The sequence below is a fragment of the Halomonas denitrificans genome (assembly GCF_003056305.1).
In the GTDB taxonomy this organism is placed as follows: domain Bacteria; phylum Pseudomonadota; class Gammaproteobacteria; order Pseudomonadales; family Halomonadaceae; genus Halomonas; species Halomonas denitrificans.
In genome coordinates this window covers 1-17,224 of record NZ_PYVX01000007.1, presented here as the reverse complement: position 1 = coordinate 17,224, position 17,224 = coordinate 1, and the positions used below count along the sequence as shown (strand labels likewise).

The following is a 17,224-nucleotide window of genomic DNA, read 5'->3' as shown; positions in this document are numbered from 1 at the left end:
GGTGGGGCGCGCCGCCGCGAGCAAAGGGCGAGTCGTCGAGGCGACGGTCGCGACGCTGTTGCGCGGACGAGTCTCTGACTAGAGTCGAGGTAGGCGACCACGGTGAGGAGGGCGCGCGATGGAATCCCTGCATTCCCCGAACCGGCATGCCCCGAACGAGGAGCACCACGACTTCGGCTTCGTCCTGCTGCCGGGGTTCTCCCTGCTGGCCTTCTCCTCGGCGCTGGAGCCGCTGCGCATGGCCAACCACCTCGCCGACCGGCGGCTCTATACCTGGCATCTGGTGAGTCCCGATGGTCGTCCCGTGCGCAGCAGCAGCGGCCTCGACATGGCGGTGGACTGCGCCATGGAGGACGGGCTGTCGCTGGACCTGGTGCTGGTGTGCGCCGGCGTCGACGTCCAGGACTGCTGCGACCGCGACACCCTCGCCTGGCTGCGCCGGCTGGCCCGGCGGCGCATCCCGCTGGGCGGGGTCTGCACCGGCGGCTACGTGCTCGCCCAGGCCGGAGTCCTCGACGGCTACAGCTGCACCCTGCACTGGGAGCATATCTCGAGCATCCACGAGGCGCTGCTGTTTCCCGCGGTGACCTTCACCCCGCAGCTCTTCGTCATCGACCGCGACCGCTACACCTGCTCCGGGGGCATCGCGCCCCTGGACATGATGCTGACCCTGATCGGCCGGCAGCAGGGCCTGGCGCTGGCCGAGGCGATCGCCGAGGAATTCATCCACGAGCGGATCCGCGAGGTGGGCGATCGCCAGCGGACGCCGCTGCGGGTGCGCCTCGGTCGTACCCATCCCAAGCTCGAGGAGCTGGCGACGCTGATGGAGGCCAACCTTCAGGAGCCGCTCTCCCTGGACGAGCTGGCCCGCTATGCCAACCTCTCGCGTCGCCAGGTGGAGCGGCTCTTCCAGCGCTACGTGGGCTGTCCGCCGCTGAAGTACTACATGGAGCTGCGTCTCGTGCGCGCGCGGCTGCTGCTGCGCCAGACCCACATGCCGATCACCGACGTGGCCCTGGCCTGCGGCTTCATCTCGCCGCCGCACTTCACCAAGTGCTATCACGACCGCTTCGGCCACTCCCCGAGCCGGGAGCGCTTGCGGCGCAGCGATCGCGAGGGTGGCCTGGTACCGGGCGAGGAGCGTCCGGACGCGCCGCGGGTCGAGGAGCTGTGATGGCCCGTCGGGTCTAAGCGTCTCGAAAGGGCGGGGCATGGCCGGGGGAGCGTCGCTCCCCCGGCCGGGTCGCGTCAGCCTCGGGGGCGCAGGTTGTCAGGGTCGTAGAGGGCGCGATAGCCCACCGCCTCGACAGTCAGTGGATAGTGCTCGCCGAAGTACTCCATGGTCAGCGCCTGGCCCACTCGGGCGTGGGAGACCGGCAGGTAGCCCAGGGCGATGATCTTCTGAACCGACGGGCCGTAGGCGATGCTCGTCACGTAGGAGCGCCGCCCCAGGGCGTCCACCAGCACCTCGCCGCTCTGTGGGTCGAGGATCGGCGAGTGGCCCACCGGGTAGCGGGCCACGCCCCGGGCGTCGTGGTGCGCCGACATGGTCAGGGTGCAGAGGTAGGCCGGCTGCTGATGGCGCTCGCGCTGGGCCAGGTAGGCGGCCTTGCCGTGGAACTCCAGCGGCTTGACCCTGGGGCGCGCCAGGCCCGCCTCGAGGAGGTTGTACTCGGTCAGCAGGTCGACGTTCTGCAGCCTCAGGCTCTTTTCCAGGCGCCGGCTGTTGGCGTAGGTCTCGATGCCCACCGGCGTCACGCCCTGCTCGAAGAGCAGGTCCCAGAGGGTCAGCCCGTAGCTGAACGGCAGGTAGAGCTCCCAGCCCAGCTCGCCGACGTAGGAGATGCGAAAGGCCCAGATCGGTATCCCCCGCACCCGGATCTCCCGGGCCGTGGCGAAGGGGAAGGCCTCGTCCTCCAGCGCCGCCGGCTCGTCGGCCAGTGCCTGCAGGGTGCGCCGCGCCTCGGGGCCCCAGAGCCCCAGGGTGGCCAGACTGTCGGTGCGATCCTCGACGTGCAGGCGCGTCAGCCGGCGCTCATCGGCCATCCGGGTCATCCACATGAGGTCGCGATGGCCGGTGTCGCCGCCGCACATCACCCGGAAGCGGTCCGGCGCGAGGCGCACGATGGTCAGGTCCGAGTGCACGCCGCCGGCCGCGTCGAGGAAGTGGGTGTAGATCCCCTTGCCGAGCGGCGTCTCGCCGCCCACCCGCGCCACCGAGAGGTACTCCAGCAGCGCCTCGGCATCGGGGCCGTCGATATCGAAGATGGCGAAGTGGGAGAGGTTGATCATGCCCACGCCCTCGCTCAGGGCGAGATGCTCGGCGTTTGAGACGCGCCAGAAGTGGCGGGCGTCCCACTCGTCGGGCCGCTCCGGCACGCGGTCGCCGTAGCGCTCCAGCAGCGCCTCGTTGGCGGCATAGCCGTGGGCCCGCTCCCAGCCCACCACCTCCATGAAGTGGCCGCCGAGGGCCTCCTCCCGGGGCCAGAAGGGGCTGCGGCGCAGGTTGCGGCCGCTCGCGAAGGGCTCCCGGGGATGCACCGGCGGGTCGTAGATCTTCATGGCGATCTCCCGGCAGCGCCCGACGACGTGGTGCGGGGTCTTCTGCACCGGGTAGAAGCGCGCGATGTCGATGCCGTGGGGGTCGAGGGTCGGTCGGCCATGGGTCAGCCAGTCGGCCAGCACCTTGCCCATGCCGGGGCCGTCCTTGACCCAGACCGCCTCGCACAGCCACAGGCCGCGGGTCTCCGGCGCCTCGCCGACCAGCGAGCCGCCGTCCGTGGTCACCGAGAGCAGGCCGTTGAAGGAGTGCTTCTCGTCCCAGCCCAGCTCGCCGAGCACCGGGGTCAGCTCGACGGCCCGCTCGAAGGCCGCCATCACCTGGTCGATCTCCAGGTCGCGCATGGAGGGGGAGAGCCTGGCCTGCTCGCGCTCGAGGATGTCGGTGGGGGCGACCAGGCGCGGCGAGTGGGCCTCGTAGTAGCCCCACTCGATCTGGCCGCCCTCGGTGCTCCGGGGATCGCCCGTGTCGCGCAGGTAGGCCGAGTTGCCCTGATCGCGCAGCAGCGGATAGCCGATCTCGAGCCCGGTGCCGGCGAAGGCATCGAAGGGGCCGAAGAACATCAGCGGGTGTTCCACCGGCATCAGCGGCAGGCTGACGCCGGCCATGGCCGCGGGGATCGGTCCCCAGATCCCCGAGGTGACGATCACCACCGGGGTGGCGATGTAGCCGCGGGCGGTCATCACGCCGCGCACCCGGCCGTCCTCGACGTCGATGTCGATGGCCGGGGTGTCGGCGAAGGCCCGGAGGTGGCCCGAGGCCACCGCCTCCTCGATCAGCTCGCCGGCGACCCGCTGCGAGCGGGGCACCACCAGCCCGGCGTCCGGGTCCCAGAGGCCGCCCAGCACCAGCGAGCGCTCGAGCAGCGGGAAGCGCTCGACGGCCTCGTCCGGGCCGATGAGCCGCGCGTTGGTGCCGAAAGCCTTGCCCGAGGTGACCTTGCGCTTGAGCTCCGCCAGGCGCGCCTCGTCGCCGACCCGGGCGATCTCGAGCCCCCCGATCCGCTGGTAGTGCCCCCGGCGCTCGTAGAACTCCCGACTGTAGGTAGTGGTGTAGCACGACATCTTGTCGTGGGCGGTCATGTAGCAGAAGTCGGATGCGTGGGAGGTCGAGCCGATGTCCGAGGGGATGGCGGATTTCTCGAGCCCCACCAGGTTCGTCCAGCCCAGTTCGATCAGGTGGTGGGCCACCGAGGCGCCGACGATGCCGCCCTGGCCGATGATCACCGCGTCTGCGTGCTTGGGTAGTGTTGTCATGGCCGCTCTCCGATGCCGATGGGCTCGACGCTTCTGGCTTCACCATAAGCCAGGCCGCCGGCGCCCGTTTGCTCTGGCCGACCGGTTCTTGTCCCGCGGCGACCGTCGTCGGCGTCCCGCGGCGGCCGTCGTCGGCGTCCCGCGGCGGCCGGCGCCGGGAAAGCGGCGTGCGGTGTCGCTGGGACCAAAGTGGCGGTCGCCGCTGGTGCCGTGGGCGCAGGCGCGGGGGACTAGCTTCGAGGGCATGAACGGCCTTTCGGCATCCGCCTCGAGGCCGCTTGGCAGGGCCTCGCATCAGCACAGGAGAGACGATCATGTCCCAGGTCATCGAACGCATCGACCACACCCAGACGGCACCGGAGATCCTGCTCTATCCGCGGATCCGCAAGTCGCCGTTCTTCTACGCCTCGCGGCGCCACGGGGTGCGCAAGTACAGCGTCTACAACCACCACTACCATCCGCGCCTCTACACCGACCCCGTCGACGAGTACTGGGCGCTGGTGCAGGGCGTCACCCTCTGGGACGTGGGCGTGGAGCGCCAGATCGAGATCTCAGGCCCCGACGCCTTCACCTTCACCCAGCGACTGGTGCCGCGGGACATGCGCCACTGCCAGGTCGGCCAGTGCAAGTACGTCTTCGTCACCGCGGACGACGGCGGCATCATCAACGACCCGGTGCTGCTGCGCATCGAGGAGAACCGCTTCTGGCTGTCGCTGGCCGACAGCGACGTGCTGCTGTGGTGCCAGGGCCTCGCCTACCACGCCGGCCTGGACGTCACCATCCGCGAGATCGACGTGGCGCCGGTGCAGGTCCAGGGACCCAACGCCAAGCCGGTGATGGTGGACCTGTTCGGCGAGCGGGTGCTGGAGATCCCCTACTACCACCTCATGGAGGCGGAGCTCGACGGCATGTCGGTGGTGATCTCGCGGACCGGCTACTCCGGCGAGATCGGCTACGAGATCTACCTGCGCGAGGCGACCCGCTACGGCGAGGCCCTCTGGCAGCGGGTCTTCGAGGCGGGGCGGCCCCACGGCATGCAGGTGATCGGCCCCTGCCACATCCGCCGCATCGAGGGCGGCATCCTCGCCTTCGGTTGCGACATCTGGTACGACACCAATCCCTTCGAGGTGGGCATGGGCTACGACTGGATGGTCGACCTGCGCGGCGACGACGACTTCGTCGGGCGCGCCGCCCTGGAGCGCATCAAGGCCGAGGGCGTCTCGCGCAAGCTGGTGGGCGTGGAGATCGACGGCCCGAGCATCGGCTACTTCACCGACGGCTCGATGATCGACGTCTTCCCCGTCCACGACAGCAGCGGGGCGCTGATCGGCAAGGTGACCTCGGCCACCCGCTCGCCGCGCCAGGAGCGCAACATCGGCTATGCCATGGTGCCGATCTCCCATGCCGAGCTCGGCACGCCGCTGCGCATCGAGGCCAATACCGGCATGCAGGAGGCGGTGGTGGTGCCCAAGCCGTTCCACGATCCGCGCAAGGACATCCCCAAGGGCTGATCCGATCGTGCCGCGCGACGCCGGCCGGGTGGTGGCGCCCGGCTGTCGTCGTCTGCCGACAGCGAGTCAGGGATTGTGAAACCTGCGGGGCGGTGCTGATGTCCGGCGAGCCGGCACCCTATACTGGGGGCGATCCGCGAGGGGCGCAGGAGGCGTCCCTCGCCATCGCACCCTTTTTTTCGTCACGCATCTCCCGGTGACCGTGACCGTCATGAGGCGCAGCCGCGTCCTCCAGGAGGTGAAAGATGAGCAAGTCGATCGTGGTGGGTTCCACCCTGGCCGTGCTGGGGCTGGGCGGCATCGCCCTCGGGGCCTGGCAGGTCCAGGACGCGCAGCGCGGGCCCGAGTACGCCCAGATCACCAACGTCGAGACCCTGACCCGCACCGTGGAGACCCCGCGGGAGGTGTGTCGCGACGTGGTGGTGCAGCAGCAGGCGCCGACCCGCGACCCGCACAGCGTCGTCGGCACGGCGGCCGGCGCCATCGTCGGCGGCCTGCTGGGCAACCAGGTGGGCGGCGGCAGCGGCAAGAAGATCGCCACCGTGGCGGGCGCCATCGGCGGCGGTCTGGCGGGCCGCGAGGTGCAGCGTCGCGTCGAGGCCGGCCAGACGACCACCACCACCCAGCGCCAGTGCGAGACGGTGGTCGATACCAGTCAGGAGACCACGGGCTACGAGGTGACCTGGCGTCACGGCGAGGTGGTCCAGACCACGCGCCTGGACCATCGGCCCCAGGGCGACCGGGTGCTGCTCGAGGAGGGGCGGCCCCAGTGGCAGCAGACCGTGGCCGCGGACAGTTGAGGTCACTTGCACGACGCTACAATGCGCTCACTCGATGACCGACGCGAAGGTATCGTTCAGCCTCGTCAGGGTGGGCCGGACGATGCCCAGCGAGCGGTCACGCTGCATCAGCGCCTCCTCGCCCGCATAGCTCAGGCCGATCAGCTGTGCGGCCAGCCAGCGGCAGGGCTCGGGTTCCCAGCGCCTCAAGCCACGCGAAGGGTGGGTCTCATCCATCGCCCAAGGCATTCGCGTCAGGTCGGTATCGCGTTCCAGGATCATGTCGGCGAGCGTGCGCGCGAAGAGGTGGGAGGCGGCGACCCCTTCGCCGGCATAGCCACCGGCAGTGGCCAGGCCGCTGGCGCGGTCCAGGAGCGCATGGGGACGAAAGCGGCGTGACAGGCCCAGCGATCCTCCCCAGCCATGGGTGATCCTGACCTCCCCGAGGGCCGGAAACAGGTCCGTGAGGAGGTCACGACGCCATGTCACGGCACTCGCCGGAATCGCCTGGTTCATCATGGGGCGGCCGCCAAGCCGGTAGCTGCCTCTGGCGCCGAACAGCAGGCGATCGTCGGCAGTGCGGTGTCCGTAGTTGACCAGGCGGCTGGCATCGGCGAAGGCCGGTCGGCCGGCCATGCCGATGTCGGCCCAGCAGGATGCCGACAGTGGCTCGGTGGCGACCACCAGGCTCTGGACGGGGAGCACGTAGCGCCGCATCTCCGGGAGCCCCGCGCAATAGCCCTCGGTGGCGCTGACCGTGAGCTCGGTGCGAAGGTGGCCCGAGTCCGTCGTTACCCCTCGGGGGTGGCGGGACCGAACGCGACTCCGCTCATGAATGGTCACCCCCATGGTCTCGAGCGTGCGGGCCAATCCTCGTAGCAGCCTGAGGGGGTGCACCGTCGCGCAGTCTCGCTGGAATACGCCGCCGCGCGCATTGCGGAAGCGTGCCTTCTCCGCGAGTTCGGCGGCGTCCAGCCAGTAGCATGCCTCCTCGGGGTGGCCGAGTGCATGGAGATGCTCGAGATAGGCTCGCTGGATCGCTTCCTGGCCCGGGTATCGGGCCGCTGCATAGATGGCGCCTCCCTTGTGGAACTGTGCCTCGATGTTCTCCTTGGCCAGTGTGGCGCCGATGGCATCCACGTTGTCGGCCAGTATCCGACAGCAGGCCCTTCGCTCATCGCGAGAAAGGCCCTCGACGAGCCGCGACAAGCCGGCGAGGCTGCCGATCACCCAGCCGCCGTTGCGGCCGGATGCGCCGTGACCGACGCGCTCACCCTCGAGCACCCGGATGGTCAGGCCGGGCGACAGGCTCTTCAGGTAGTAGGCGGTCCACAGCCCGGTGAAGCCTGCGCCGATGATCGCCACATCGGCCTCGTGGTGCCCGGTCAGGGCGGGGCGTGGGTCGGAGTCGTCGGGAGCGCTGTCGGACCAGAAGTTGCTTAGGGGAACGTCGTTCAAGGCGAGGTCTCCTCGTTCACAGATACCCCAGGGCCAGGTAGGCGCCGGCGGCCAGGATGCCCGCCAGTGCCGCATAGGGCAGCTGTGTGAAGGCGTGCTGGAAGGGGGTGCAGCCGCTGGCCTGGGAAGTCAGTACCGTGGCATCCGAATAGAAGCAGGCATGGCTGCCGAAGGTGCTGGCCGACAGGGTGGCGCCGATCACCAGCGTCATGTCGGCCCCCAGGTTGTGTCCCAGGGTGGCGACGATGGGCAGGATGATCACGAACACGCCCCAGTTCGAGCCGGTAGCGAAGGACACGAAGCCCATGATGCTGAAGATGATGAAGGGCAACAGCTCGGCGGAGATCAGCGGTTCTACCGTGGTGATGATGTATTCGTTGAGGCCCAGCGCCGTGTTGACCTCATTGAACAGGAAGGCCGCTACCAGGACGGCCAGGGCATCGATCATCGACTTGAAGCCCTCGAGGATATTGTCGAACGTCTCGTTGGCGGACAGCTTCTTCAGGGCGATGAAGGAAACGATCATCCCGGCCAGCGTGACGAAGATGCCCATCAGGAAATCCAGGTCGAACCACCAGGTGAAGAAGGCCAGCGAGGCCATGGGAAGCAGGAAGGACCAGACGCTGCCCTTGTGCTTGGCATCCGCCTCGAGGTGGGCAATGTCCTCGTCGATATGCTCGGCCCCCGGGGGCACGCATTGACCCTGTTGTTCGGCGCGACGTTCCGCGTTTTTCATCGGCCCGATCAGCGGGAGCTTCCCGTAGATGACCAGCGGCACCATGGCCACGGCAATCCATGGGTAGAACATGAAGGGAATGGCCTGGATGTAGGTCATCACGCCCTGACCATCCGCGGCGACGCCGTTCTTCTCGATGAGAGCGCCAAAGAAGACGGCCCAGGTGGAAATGGGGATCAGGACGCTGATCGGTGCCGCCGTGGAGTCGATGACGTAGGCCAGCATCTCGCGGGATGTCTTGAAGTGGTCCGTGATCCTGCGCATCGAGGTGCCCACGGCCAGCGAGTTGAGGTAGTCGTCGACGAACAGCACGATCCCCATGCACCAGCAGCCCATCAGGGCGCGGGGCTTGTCGGTGGTATAGCGCATCATGGCTCGGGCGAAGGCCTGGGACGAGCCCGATTTCAGCAGCAGGGCGATGATGCTGCCCATCAGGCCGCACACCATGATGACCCAGGCGACATCCTCGTCGGTCATCACGTCCATCAGGCTCCCGGAGAGGCTGCTCAGCGCATTCGTGGGATCCATCATCAGGGTGCCGGCGAAGGCACCGAACACCAGCGGTTCCAGCGCGCGCCTGGACCATAGTGCGAGCAGCAGAACGAGTCCTGTCGGGATCAGGATCAGTGGCCCGTCGATGGATTCGACACCGCTGGCGCTGACGATCGCCGCCAAGGCGCCAGCCAGCAATATCATGACCATCCCGCGGTGCCAGGGGCGAGCGCCCTGCTTGATCACCTCGTCGTTCACTTCCATGGAGACCTCCTCGATGTTGTCATTGTGTTGAGGGTGGTGGTGGCGGTCAGCGCAGGCGCTCCAGCAGTTGGTAGTACCACATGCCGGCCGCCAGCAGGGTATTGCCGAGACGGTCGCTGAGAGGCACTCGCCAGTGACGGACATTGGCGAAGGCATCAAATGCCCGCATGCTGCCGTCGACCGCCTCGGCGAGGATCTCGCCGACGAGGTGCGAGGTGGCGATGCCATGTCCGGAGTAGCCTTGGGCGTAGTAGACGTGGGGAGAGAGCTTGCCGAGCATCGGTACGCGGTTGATCACGATCCCGGCGAGTCCCTGCCACTGGAAGTCGAGCGCCACGCCCTCGAGCTGCGGGAAAGTGTGCTCCAGCCGCGGGCGCAGTTCGGCGGCGATGTCGTCTGACGTTTGTCCCGAGTAGTTGGCACCGCCACCGAAGAGCAGCCGCCGGTCGGCGGTGAGGCGGTAATAGTCCAGCACGAAGCGGGTATCGTAGACGGCCAGGTCCTGGGGGTTGATGGCGTTGGCGGTGGCCTCATCCAGCGGGGCGGTAGTGACGATGCCGAGTGAGGCGGGGAAGAGCTTGCCGCCAAGCCGCTGGTGCTCGAGGCGGTGGTAGGCGTTGCCGGCCAGGATCACGCTATCGGCCTGAACGCGGCCGTGTTCGCCGATGACGGCCGGGGATTCGCCATGCACGATCTCCCTTACCGGTGACGCTTCGAAAATCTTGGCCCCCAGGCTTGCCGCTGCTCGGGCCTCGCCCAGGCAAAGGTTCAGCGGATGGAGGTGCATGTTGTAGTCGTTGCGAATCGCGCCATGGTAGAGCCGCGTGCCGAGCACGTCTTCGACCGCTGCCTTGTCCAGCCAGTGGACATGTTCCCCGATCCAGTGGTCCTGGGAGGCCGCATAGTCCTGTCTAAGCGCTGTCAGATGGCTTGGCTTGTAGGCCGCCTGGAGATGGCCGTGCTTGAGGTCACAAGGAATGGCGTATTTCTCGACGCGTTCGCGGATGATGCGCTGGCCTCGCCAGCGGAGGTCCCAGACAAAGTCGGCGGCGTCATCGCCCAGGGTGCGACGCATCTGGCGGCGCATGGCATCCTCGCCGGAGAGGCTGCCGGTGACCTGTCCGCCGTTGCGTCCACTGGCTCCCCAACCGATCTTGTTCGCCTCGATCAACGCCACCCGATAGCCCCGCTCGCTCAACTCGACGGCCGTGGCCACGCCCGTGAAGCCACCTCCCACGATGGCGACGTCGACGCGGTGGTCGCCCTCCAGGACGGGGTAGTCGGATTCCTCGATGATGGATGCGGCGTAGTAGGAAGGAGGGCGCGATGAGGCCATGATAGTGCTCGCTGTAAAGTGTGATCACATGTCTGTGATCACACTAGCAAGGCCTTGCGGTGGAGGCAAGCCGGTGACCGATGGAACCGCGGCGGCGTCTGTTTGGGGTATGCTGGTGGGGTGTATGACGACGACATGGCAAACCGATGGAGCAACCGAAACAGGGCGAAGGATTCTCGCCGGATACCGCCGCCACCCGACTGCATCGAGCGCTAAGGACGAGGCTCTGCGAAGGAGATTTTGCGCCGGGAGACCTGATCTCGATCCGCCGTATCGCCACCGAGTACGGTACCAGTGCAATGCCCGCCCGTGAGGCCGTGCGCTGGCTGGTGACGGAGGGGGCGCTGGTGTTCTCCGACAGCCGCAAGATCCGTGTCCCCGAGCTGAGTCGTGAACGCTTTCACGAGGTGCTGTTTGCGCGCAAGAGTCTAGAGACCGAAGTCTCCCGTCAGGCCTTCCCCCGGCTGACCGGCGATGATCTGTCGGCCCTCGAGGATATCGATGCGCGGATCAATATGGCCATCGCAGAGGGGGACATGCAGGCTTACATGCGGGGTAACCATCGTTTCCACTTCCTGATCTATCGACGCAGCCACTCGCGGGTGTTGCTGCCTCTGGTCGAACTCCTCTGGCTGCAGTACGGGCCCAGCATGCGACAGATCGGTTCTCGCTGGGGCGCATCAAGCATCGCCGATGACCATCATCGTGACGTGACCCAGGCGCTGTTCCGAGGAGACCGGGAGGGTTTCTGCAACGCCATTGCCGCCGATATCGAGCAGGGAATGCGCCTCCTCGAATAGCTCTGCCGCCTAGCACGTGGTTTTGTGAGGGCATCTGGAAGCTCCTTCTGCGGTCATGGTAATGAGGGCTTTCCAGTCTAGACGTGGTGCAGCAAGCCCGAACGCTTCACGCGCATCACCCACGACAGGAGTGGCCAACGACCGCGCCCCGGCCATCTCTGGCCGGGGCGCGGTCGTTCAGGGGGCGCGATACGCCCGAGCCGTTTCAGGTCAACAGGAAGCCCAGCGCCAGGAAGCCCAGCGCGGTGACGCCGGCCCCGATCAGCGCGTAGGGGAACTGGGTGAGGGCGTGCTGCATCGGCTGGCAGCCGCTGCCCTGGGAGGAGAGCACCGAGGAGTCGGAGAAGAAGCAGGCGTGGCTGCCGAAGCTCGAGGCGGAGAGCAGCGCGCCGACCACCAGCGGCATCGGGGCGCCCATGCTCTGGGCGATAGGCACCACGATGGGGATCGAGATCACGAACACCCCCCAGGAGGAGCCGGTGGCGAAGACCACCACGGCCATGGAGAGGAACACGATGGCCGGCAGCAGGGCGACCGTCAGGTGGGGCGTCAGGGCGTCGATCATGAAGGCGGTCATGCCCAGCTGGTCGTTGATCTCGCGCAGCACGAAGCCCACCGCGACGATGGCCAGCGGCAGCATCATGGTGCGAAAGCCGTCCATGATGGCGTCCATCAGCGTGGCGAAGGTGGCCAGGCGCTGGATCAGGTAGAGCAGGATGGTGAACATGATCGCCACGATCACCCCCTTGAGCAGGTCGATCTCGAACCAGGCGCTGGCGCCGATCAGCACCGCCATCGGCGCCAGGAAGTTGATCACGCCGACCCACGGACGGGTACGGGGCACGTCGTCCTCGCCGAGGGCGACATCGGGCGCGTCGTCGGGGATCGGCTGGCCGCCCTTGGCGCGCGCCTCGGCGGCCTTCATCGGTCCGATGTCGGGCATGATGCCGATCGCCACCAGCAGCACCAGGCCCATGGCCACCCAGCCGTAGAGCATGAAGGGGATCGACTGGATGTAGAGCCACATGCCCGCGCTCTCGGTCGCGCCATTGGTCTCGAGCAGCTCGGCGAAGTAGACCGCCCAGGTGGAGAGCGGCACCAGGATGCAGATCGGCGCCGCGGTGGAGTCGACGATGTAGGCGAGCTTCTCGCGGGAGACGCCGAAGCGGTCGGTGAGGCGTTTCATCGCCGCCGAGGTGGCCAGGGCGTTGAGGTAGTCGTCGATGAAGATCAGCACGCCCAGCGCCGCGGTGCTCAGCAGCGACTGGCGGCGGGTCTTCACCAGCCGGGTCATGAAGTGGCTGAAGCTCAGGGTGCAGCCCGACTTCTCGAGCATGGCGATGAAGCCGCCCATCAGGCCGCAGACCAGGATCAGCCAGGCGATGGTCTCGTCCATCATCACCGAGAGCGAGATATCGGCCAGTTCGCCGACGAAGTCCTCCGGCTGGAGCAGGATCAGCCCGGAGATCGCGCCGATCGCCAGGGCCTCGAGGGTGCGGTGGGTGGCGATGGCCACCACCAGCACGATCAGCGAGGGCACCAGGCTGATCCAGCCGAAGTCCGTGCCGGACCGGTGGGTCAGCGTCAGGCCGACCACCGTGGCGAGCACGGCGAGCATCAGCGTCAGGGTGCGGCCCGTGCCGCGTCGCGCGGGCAGCGAGGGGGCGAAGGGGTGGGTGGACTGGCTCATGGCCGACCCCCTTCGCGCAGCGGTGCGGCGCCGGGCGTATCGGGGAGAGTGGTTGGGTCGGCATGGGCCGGGGCAAGGGGGGTTGTGATTGTCATTGCAGGGCTCCCTTGTTGGCGTTGGGTTGGTGGCTTTGAGGGTGAGGGGTGTCACCGGACCGACACGGGGCGGCCCGGACGACCGCCGGCGGGGGCGCCGGGGTCATCGGTCATGGGAGTGCTCGGGGAAAGTGTCGGGGCCGATAGGCCGCGCCGGGATCAGACGTGGCGCAGGTACCAGTCGTACTCCAGCTTGCTGACCGCCTGCATGGCCTGGTCGCGTTCGGCTCGGCGGTTGGCCAGGAAGACGTGGAGGAAGTCGCGTCCGAGGGCCTCGGCCAGCACCTCGCTGCCTTCCAGCAGGTCCAGCGCCTGGCTCCAGCTGTTGGTCAGGCTGGGCGCCACCTGGTCGTAGGCATTGCCCTCGATCGCCGGCGGCGGCGTGAGCCGGTGCTGCAGGCCATGGTCGATGGCCGCCAGCAGCGTCGCCATCAGCAGGTAGGGGTTGGCGTCGGCACCGGCCACCCGGTGCTCGAGGCGTCGCGCCGCGTTGGGGCCCGACGGGATGCGCACCGCCACCGAGCGGTTGTCGTAGCCCCAGGTCGGGGCCATGGGCACGTAGAGGCCCGGCTGGAAGCGGCGGAAGGCATTGAGGTTGGGGGCGAACAGCGCCATGGAGGCCGGCATCAGGTCCAGCAGTCCGGCCACGGCCTCACGGAGGCGGGGCGTGCCCAGCGGGTCCTGGTCCTCGGCCGCGAAGACGTTGCGGCCCGCCTCGTCGAGCAGGCTGATGTGCACGTGGGTGCCGCTGCCGGCTTCCCCGCCGTAGGGCTTGGCCATGAAGGTGGCCTCGAAGCCGTGCTTGATCGCCACGCCCTTGATCAGCCGCTTGAGCAGCACGGCGCTGTCGCAGGCCGCCAGGGCGTCGTCGCAGTGAATCAGGTTGATCTCGAACTGCCCCGGGGCGCACTCCTTGAGGGCGGTATCCAGCGGCAGGGCCTGAAGGCGCGCCGCTTCCTGGATCTCCTCGAGGAAGTCGGCGTATTCGTCGAGCTCGCTGATCGAGTAGAGTTGGCTGTGGGTGGCGCGCTCGCCGCTGGCCGGCGAGCAGGGCGGCTGGATCATGCCCAGGGCGTTGCGCGCTCGGTCGACCAGGTAGAACTCCATCTCCACCGCGACCACCGGCGTCAGACCCGCCCGGCCGAAGCGCTCGAGCACCCGGGTCAGCACCTGGCGGGGGTCGGCGAAGTAGGGGCCGCCGTCGGCCTCGGTCATGGTCATCAGCAGCTGGGCCTGGCGGCCGTCGCGCAGCCAGGGGCTCGGCATCAGGGTGCCCGGCACCGGGCGGCAGACCCTGTCGGCGTCGCCGCTTACGAGCCCCAGTCCGGTCTCCTCGATGGTGTTGCCGAGGATGTCCAGGGCGAACACCGAGGCGGGCAGGTTGATGCCGTCGCGATAGGCCTTCTCCAGGTTCTCGCGCGGGATGCGCTTGCCGCGCTGCACGCCGTTGAGGTCGCTGATCAGCAGGTCGATGCTGGCAATGTCGGGGTGACGATCCAGGAAGTCACGGGCTTCGTCGACGGGAAGGGGCGGCATGATGACACCTGTTTTCTTGGATGTTGGCGTTGTGGTCATCTTTGGCCGAACCGTCCGGTGTTGTCAAATAATTTACGTCTGATGCGGTATTTCCGATAACACCATGATCGGCTTTTCTGTAAGTTGTTCAGTATAATCAAGCTATTGCGTTTGTCTCTCTCGCGAATGGCGTCGCGCGGGTTGGCAAGATTAATCAACCGCGCTATGTTGAGCAAAGCATAACAACCCTGACGCTGACGCTTTCAAGGAGGCTGCCATGCCGACTCGACCCCTGGTGGGGGTGATCGCCTGTCGCCGCGAGGTGGAGGGCCACCCCGCGCACATGGTGACCGACAAGTATCTCACCGCCCTGCGGGAGTATGGTCTCGAACCGGTAGTGCTGCCGGTCTGGGAGACCGTCGAGGGGGCGGACATCAAGCCCCTGCTGGCGCGCCTGGATGGCCTGGTGCTGACCGGCAGCTACACCAACGTGGTCCCGCAGCGCTACGGCGCCGAGCGCGAGCCGGAGAACACCCGCGACGATCGGAGCCGCGATGCCGCGGCCCTGGCCTGGGTGCCGGTGGCACTGGACCTGAGGCTGCCGCTGCTGGGCATCTGCCGCGGCTTCCAGGAGCTCAACGTGGCCTTCGGCGGCAGCCTCCACCAGGCGGTGCAGAAGGTGCCGGGCAGGCTCGACCACCGCGAGCCGGACGGCGACCGCGAGACCCAGTACGCCCCCTGCCACGACCTGGAGATCCTCCCGGGCGGGCGCCTCGCGGCGCTCTATCCCGAGCGGCACGCCCGGGTGAACTCCCTGCACCAGCAGGGCATCGCGCGACTCGGCGAGGGCCTCACCGCCGAGGCCGTGGCGCCGGACGGCCTGATCGAGGCCATCTCGGTCACCGACGCGCCGGCCTTCACCCTGGCGGTGCAGTGGCACCCCGAGTGGCGTCCCCGTGAGCATCCGCTCTACGACGCCCTGTTCACCGCCTTCGCCGGGGCCTGTGCGCAGCGCCAGGCCCGCCCCGAGCACTCGCCGGCCTGAGGGGCCGCGACAACGGAGACGCATCATGCAGACTCAAGCGTGTCAGGCCCTGGATCGGGCCCACCACCTGCACCCCTTCACCGACTTCCAGGCGCTGGGCGAGGAGGGGTGTCGCGTCATCACCCGGGCCGACGGCGTCTATATCCATGACAGCGAGGGCCATCGCATCCTCGACGGCATGGCCGGCCTGTGGTGCGTGAACCTCGGCTATGGCCGCCGCGAGCTGGTCGAGGCGGCGACGCAGCAGATGGCCGAGCTGCCCTACTACAACACCTTCTTCAAGACGACCCACCCGCCGGTCGCCCGCCTCGCCGAGAAGCTCTGTGCGCTGGCGCCGGACCATATCAACCACGTCTTCTTCACCGGCTCCGGGTCCGAGGCCAACGACACCGTGCTGCGCATGGTGCGTCGCTACTGGGCGCTGAAGGGCAAGCCCGAGAAGCAGTGGATCATCGGTCGCGAGAACGGCTATCACGGCTCCACCGTGGCGGGCATGAGCCTGGGCGGCATGGCGCCGATGCACGACCAGGGAGGCCCCTGCGTGCCAGGCATCACGCATATCCGCCAGCCCTACTGGTTCGGTGAAGGGCAGGATCAGTCGCCGGAGGCCTTCGGGCGCGCCTGCGCCGCGGCGCTGGAGGAGCGGATCCTCGAGCTCGGCGAGGAGAACGTCGCGGCCTTCATCGCCGAGCCCGTGCAGGGCGCCGGCGGCGCCATCATGCCGCCGGCGAGCTACTGGCCGGCGGTCAAGGCGGTGCTCGCCAAGTACGACATCCTGCTGGTCGCCGACGAGGTGATCTGCGGCTTCGGGCGCCTCGGCGAGTGGTTCGGCAGCCAGCACTTCGGCCTCGAGCCGGACCTGATGCCGATCGCCAAGGGGCTCTCCTCGGGTTACCTGCCGATCGGCGGCGTGCTGGTGGGCGATCGCGTGGCAAAGACCCTGATCGAGGAGGGGGGCGAGTTCTTCCACGGCTTCACCTACTCCGGGCACCCGACCTGCGCGGCCGTGGCGCTTCGGAACCTGGAGCTGCTGGAGGCCGAGGGCGTCGTCGAGCGGGTCCGCGACGACCTGGGCCCCTACCTGGCCGAGCGCTGGGCCGAGCTCGACGACCATCCCCTGGTCGGCGAGGCGCGCTCGCTGGGCCTGATGGGCGCGCTGGAGCTGGTCGACCCGGCCACCGGCGAGCGCTTCGACAAGGCCCTGTCGGCCGGCAATCTGTGCCGCGACATCTGCTTCGCCACGGGGCTGGTGATGCGCTCGGTGGGCGATACCATGATCATCGCCCCGCCACTGGTGATCACCCGCGACGAGATCGACGAACTGGTGCGCCTGGCGCGCCGGGCCCTGGACGAGACCGTTCGCCGCCTGACCGACCAAGACGCCGCGGCACCGACCGCGGCCGACCAAGAAGAGGAGATTCGCGCATGAGCCATGATCGTCATCCGACGACCCGCGAGGAGTGGCAGGCGCTGGCCGCCGAGCTGACCGTCGAGCGAGGCCTCGAGACCCGCGCCTATATCGACGACGCCTTCGTCGATGCCCAGAGCGGTGCGACCCTTGCCACCGTCAACCCGGCCACCGGCGAGACACTGGCCGAGGTGGCGAGCTGCGACGCCGCCGATGCCGAGGTCGCCGTGGCGGCCGCCCGGGCCGCCGTCGACGGCGGCGCCTGGTCGCGCCTCGCCC

13 protein-coding genes are annotated in these 17,224 nt (G+C 68.2%); 7 read left to right on the top strand and 6 right to left on the bottom strand.

Annotation, left to right across the window (positions count from 1 at the left end; translation table 11 throughout):
* Window positions 1-118: 118 nt before the first annotated feature.
* Window positions 119-1,174, top strand: a complete 1,056-nt coding sequence (locus C9F13_RS15185) for a GlxA family transcriptional regulator (protein WP_108447102.1) — start codon at window positions 119-121, stop codon at window positions 1,172-1,174.
* Between the two features lie 74 nt (window positions 1,175-1,248).
* Here C9F13_RS15185 and C9F13_RS15180 read toward each other — a convergent pair whose 3' ends face one another.
* Window positions 1,249-3,816 carry a GcvT family protein gene (locus tag C9F13_RS15180; RefSeq protein ID WP_108447101.1) on the bottom strand — a complete coding sequence of 856 codons (2,568 nt, stop codon included), beginning with the start codon at window positions 3,814-3,816 and terminating at the stop codon, window positions 1,249-1,251.
* Window positions 3,817-4,130: 314 nt separating this feature from the next.
* Here C9F13_RS15180 and C9F13_RS15175 point away from each other — a divergent pair, with 314 nt between their 5' ends.
* The gene (locus tag C9F13_RS15175) at window positions 4,131-5,327 is read left to right on the top strand and encodes a glycine cleavage T C-terminal barrel domain-containing protein (protein ID WP_108447100.1); all 1,197 of its coding nucleotides are present in this window, start codon (window positions 4,131-4,133) and stop codon (window positions 5,325-5,327) included.
* Between the two features lie 245 nt (window positions 5,328-5,572).
* Window positions 5,573-6,127 (top strand): glycine zipper 2TM domain-containing protein, encoded by a 555-nt coding sequence (locus C9F13_RS15170; protein ID WP_108447099.1) that lies wholly within the window; start codon window positions 5,573-5,575, stop codon window positions 6,125-6,127.
* A gap of 27 nt (window positions 6,128-6,154) precedes the next feature.
* Here C9F13_RS15170 and C9F13_RS15165 read toward each other — a convergent pair whose 3' ends face one another.
* The 3 genes from C9F13_RS15165 to C9F13_RS15155 are packed head-to-tail and all read right to left on the bottom strand — an operon-like array spanning window position 6,155 to window position 10,392.
* Window positions 6,155-7,564 carry an NAD(P)/FAD-dependent oxidoreductase gene (locus C9F13_RS15165; protein ID WP_108447098.1) on the bottom strand — a complete coding sequence of 470 codons (1,410 nt, stop codon included), beginning with the start codon at window positions 7,562-7,564 and terminating at the stop codon, window positions 6,155-6,157.
* 16 nt (window positions 7,565-7,580) lie between these two features.
* Window positions 7,581-9,056, bottom strand: coding sequence for a Na+/H+ antiporter NhaC family protein (locus tag C9F13_RS15160; RefSeq protein WP_245888801.1), 1,476 nt, complete (start codon window positions 9,054-9,056; stop codon window positions 7,581-7,583).
* Between the two features lie 46 nt (window positions 9,057-9,102).
* Entirely contained in the window at window positions 9,103-10,392 is a 1,290-nt protein-coding gene (locus C9F13_RS15155; RefSeq protein WP_108447097.1) for an NAD(P)/FAD-dependent oxidoreductase, read from the bottom strand.
* 146 nt (window positions 10,393-10,538) lie between these two features.
* Here C9F13_RS15155 and C9F13_RS15150 point away from each other — a divergent pair, with 146 nt between their 5' ends.
* Entirely contained in the window at window positions 10,539-11,192 is a 654-nt protein-coding gene (locus tag C9F13_RS15150) for a GntR family transcriptional regulator (RefSeq protein WP_108447096.1), read from the top strand.
* Between the two features lie 205 nt (window positions 11,193-11,397).
* Here the strand turns inward: C9F13_RS15150 and C9F13_RS15145 are convergent, their stop codons facing one another.
* Both C9F13_RS15145 and C9F13_RS15140 read right to left on the bottom strand, forming a co-directional pair.
* Complete coding sequence (locus C9F13_RS15145; RefSeq protein WP_108447095.1) at window positions 11,398-12,882, bottom strand: Na+/H+ antiporter NhaC family protein; 1,485 nt, start codon at window positions 12,880-12,882, stop codon at window positions 11,398-11,400.
* A 254-nt stretch (window positions 12,883-13,136) separates the two neighbouring features.
* Window positions 13,137-14,513 carry a glutamine synthetase family protein gene (locus tag C9F13_RS15140; RefSeq protein WP_108447094.1) on the bottom strand — a complete coding sequence of 459 codons (1,377 nt, stop codon included), beginning with the start codon at window positions 14,511-14,513 and terminating at the stop codon, window positions 13,137-13,139.
* 256 nt (window positions 14,514-14,769) lie between these two features.
* Here C9F13_RS15140 and C9F13_RS15135 point away from each other — a divergent pair, with 256 nt between their 5' ends.
* From C9F13_RS15135 to C9F13_RS15125, 3 genes are all read left to right on the top strand, one after another.
* The gene (locus tag C9F13_RS15135; protein WP_108447093.1) at window positions 14,770-15,537 is read left to right on the top strand and encodes a gamma-glutamyl-gamma-aminobutyrate hydrolase family protein; all 768 of its coding nucleotides are present in this window, start codon (window positions 14,770-14,772) and stop codon (window positions 15,535-15,537) included.
* A 25-nt stretch (window positions 15,538-15,562) separates the two neighbouring features.
* Entirely contained in the window at window positions 15,563-16,966 is a 1,404-nt protein-coding gene (locus tag C9F13_RS15130; protein WP_108447092.1) for an aspartate aminotransferase family protein, read from the top strand.
* The coding region (locus C9F13_RS15125; RefSeq protein WP_114446920.1) for an aldehyde dehydrogenase family protein at window positions 16,963-17,224 on the top strand (262 nt) is incomplete at its 3' end. The genes C9F13_RS15130 and C9F13_RS15125, both read left to right, overlap by 4 nt.